The 1730-nt window shown below is 55.8% G+C and carries 1 rRNA gene; it reads right to left on the reverse strand.

Features of this window, described 5'->3' with window-relative positions:
• Window positions 1-23: 23 nt before the first annotated feature.
• A 16S ribosomal RNA gene (locus LOC56_RS16065) occupies window positions 24-1551 on the reverse strand.
• Window positions 1552-1730: the final 179 nt, after the last annotated feature.

Raw genomic sequence — 1730 nt, forward strand, 5'->3', positions numbered from 1 at the left:
ATGGTCTTCGAGGTGCTCCTTAGAAAGGAGGTGATCCAGCCGCACCTTCCGGTACGGCTACCTTGTTACGACTTAGTCCCAATCGCCGGTCCCACCTTCGACGGCTCCCTCCCACAAGGGGTTAGGCCACCGGCTTCGGGTGTTACCAACTTTCGTGACTTGACGGGCGGTGTGTACAAGGCCCGGGAACGTATTCACCGCAGCGTTGCTGATCTGCGATTACTAGCGACTCCAACTTCATGAGGTCGAGTTGCAGACCTCAATCCGAACTGAGACCGGCTTTTTGGGATTAGCTCCACCTCACAGTATCGCAACCCTTTGTACCGGCCATTGTAGCATGCGTGAAGCCCAAGACATAAGGGGCATGATGATTTGACGTCGTCCCCACCTTCCTCCGAGTTGACCCCGGCAGTCTCCTATGAGTCCCCGCCATAACGCGCTGGCAACATAGAACGAGGGTTGCGCTCGTTGCGGGACTTAACCCAACATCTCACGACACGAGCTGACGACAACCATGCACCACCTGTAAACCGGCCACAAGTGGGGGACCTGTTTCCAGGCCTTTCCGGTTCATGTCAAGCCTTGGTAAGGTTCTTCGCGTTGCATCGAATTAATCCGCATGCTCCGCCGCTTGTGCGGGCCCCCGTCAATTCCTTTGAGTTTTAGCCTTGCGGCCGTACTCCCCAGGCGGGGCACTTAATGCGTTAGCTACGGCGCGGAAAACGTGGAATGTCCCCCACACCTAGTGCCCAACGTTTACGGCATGGACTACCAGGGTATCTAATCCTGTTCGCTCCCCATGCTTTCGCTCCTCAGCGTCAGTTAATGCCCAGAGACCTGCCTTCGCCATCGGTGTTCCTCCTGATATCTGCGCATTTCACCGCTACACCAGGAATTCCAGTCTCCCCTACATCACTCTAGTCTGCCCGTACCCACTGCAGACCCGGGGTTGAGCCCCGGGCTTTCACAGCAGACGCGACAAACCGCCTACGAGCTCTTTACGCCCAATAATTCCGGATAACGCTTGCGCCCTACGTATTACCGCGGCTGCTGGCACGTAGTTAGCCGGCGCTTCTTCTGCAGGTACCGTCACTTTCGCTTCTTCCCTGCTGAAAGAGGTTTACAACCCGAAGGCATTCGTCCCTCACGCGGCGTCGCTGCATCAGGCTTCCGCCCATTGTGCAATATTCCCCACTGCTGCCTCCCGTAGGAGTCTGGGCCGTGTCTCAGTCCCAGTGTGGCCGGTCACCCTCTCAGGCCGGCTACCCGTCGTCGCCTTGGTGGGCCATTACCCCAACCAACAAGCTGATAGGCCGCGAGTCCATCCAAAACCGCATAAAGCTTTCCACGGACCGCCATGCGGTGGTCCGTTGTATCCGGTATTAGACCCGGTTTCCCAGGCTTATCCCGAAGTCAGGGGCAGGTTACTCACGTGTTACTCACCCGTTCGCCACTAATCATTCTGTGCAAGCACAGAAGTCATCGTTCGACTTGCATGTGTTAAGCACGCCGCCAGCGTTCATCCTGAGCCAGGATCAAACTCTCCGTAAATGTGTTACAGACACAGTCCGGGGACCAAGGAAAATTGGTCGTCCGCACTGCACTAAATTCGAAACCGGCTAAAAAAACCGTCCCATACCCACGGGGTGGGCGGAAACGGCCTGTTCAACCAATCAAAATAAATTGGTATCAATAAACTTGGCACACTATTGAGTTCTCAAACAACAGAC

It is taken from the genome of Arthrobacter sp. zg-Y179 (assembly GCF_020907345.1).
Taxonomy (GTDB): Bacteria; Actinomycetota; Actinomycetes; order Actinomycetales; family Micrococcaceae; genus Arthrobacter_B; species Arthrobacter_B jinronghuae.